Source organism: Streptomyces sp. A1277 (genome assembly GCF_004795015.1).
In the GTDB taxonomy this organism is placed as follows: domain Bacteria; phylum Actinomycetota; class Actinomycetes; order Streptomycetales; family Streptomycetaceae; genus Streptomyces.
In genome coordinates, this window is sequence record NZ_SSBI01000102.1 from 1 (window position 1) to 1,260 (window position 1,260).

Sequence of the window (1,260 nt, forward strand, 5' to 3'; positions counted from 1 at the left end):
CGACGAGGTCCATCTTGTTGACGGCCAGCACCACGTGCGGGACGCGCAGCAGGGCGGCGACCGCGGCGTGCCTGCGGGTCTGCTCGACCACCCCGTTGCGGGCGTCGACGAGGACGACGGCCAGTTCGGCGGTGGAGGCGCCGGTGACCATGTTGCGGGTGTACTGCACGTGGCCGGGGGTGTCGGCGAGGATGAACCGGCGCCGGGGGGTGGCGAAGTAGCGGTAGGCCACGTCGATGGTGATGCCCTGCTCGCGTTCGGCGCGCAGGCCGTCGGTGAGCAGTGCCAGGTCCGGCGCCTCCTGGCCGCGGTTGCGCGAGGCGTGCTCGACGGCCGCCTCCAGCTGGTCGGCCAGGACCGACTTGGAATCATGCAGGAGGCGCCCGACGAGCGTGGACTTGCCGTCGTCCACCGAACCGACGGTGGCGAAGCGCAGCAGAGCGGGGGTGGTCATCGCTAGAAGTACCCTTCGCGCTTGCGGTCTTCCATCGCGGTCTCGGACATCCTGTCGTCGGCGCGGGTGGCGCCCCGTTCGGTGAGCCGGGAGGCGGCGATCTCGGTGATCACGGCGTCCAGCGTGGTGGCGTCGGAGTCGACGGCGCCGGTGCAGGACATGTCGCCGACCGTGCGGTAGCGGATCAGCCGCGTCTCGACCCGCTCGGTCTCCTTCGGGCCGCCCCACTTGCCGGCCGTCAGCCACATGCCGGAACGGTTGAAGACCTCGCGCTCGTGGGCGAAGTAGATCGCCGGGAGCTCGATCTGCTCGCGCTGGATGTACTGCCAGACGTCCAGCTCGGTCCAGTTGGAGATCGGGAAGACCCGGACGTGCTCACCGGGGGCGTGCCGGCCGTTGTACAGCTGCCACAGCTCGGGGCGCTGGCGGCGCGGGTCCCACTGGGAGAACTCGTCGCGCAGTGAGAAGACCCGCTCCTTGGCGCGCGCCTTCTCCTCGTCGCGCCGCCCGCCGCCGAACACGGCGTCGAAGCGGTGCCGCTGGATGGCCTCGGTCAGCGGCACGGTCTGGAGCGGGTTGCGGGTGCCGTCGGGCCGCTCGCGGAGCTTGCCGGCGTCGATGTACTCCTGCACGGAGGCCACGTGCAGCCGCAGCCCGTGCTCGGCGACCGTGCGGTCGCGGTACTCCAGGACCTCGGGGAAGTTGTGCCCGGTGTCCACGTGCAGCAGGGCGAACGGCACCGGCGCCGGCGCGAACGCCTTGAGCGCCAGGTGCAGCATCAGGATCGAGTCCTTGCCGCCGGAGAA

General features: G+C 71.1%; 2 protein-coding genes. Both read right to left on the reverse strand.

Annotation, left to right across the window (positions count from 1 at the left end):
• Nucleotides 1–454, reverse strand: a 454-nt coding sequence (locus E6R18_RS33820) for a GTP-binding protein (RefSeq protein WP_206308500.1), incomplete at its 3' end; no start/stop codon positions are given.
• Between the two features lie 2 nt (nt 455–456).
• The coding region (cysD, locus tag E6R18_RS33825) for a sulfate adenylyltransferase subunit CysD (RefSeq protein WP_136320681.1) at nt 457–1,260 on the reverse strand (804 nt) is incomplete at its 5' end.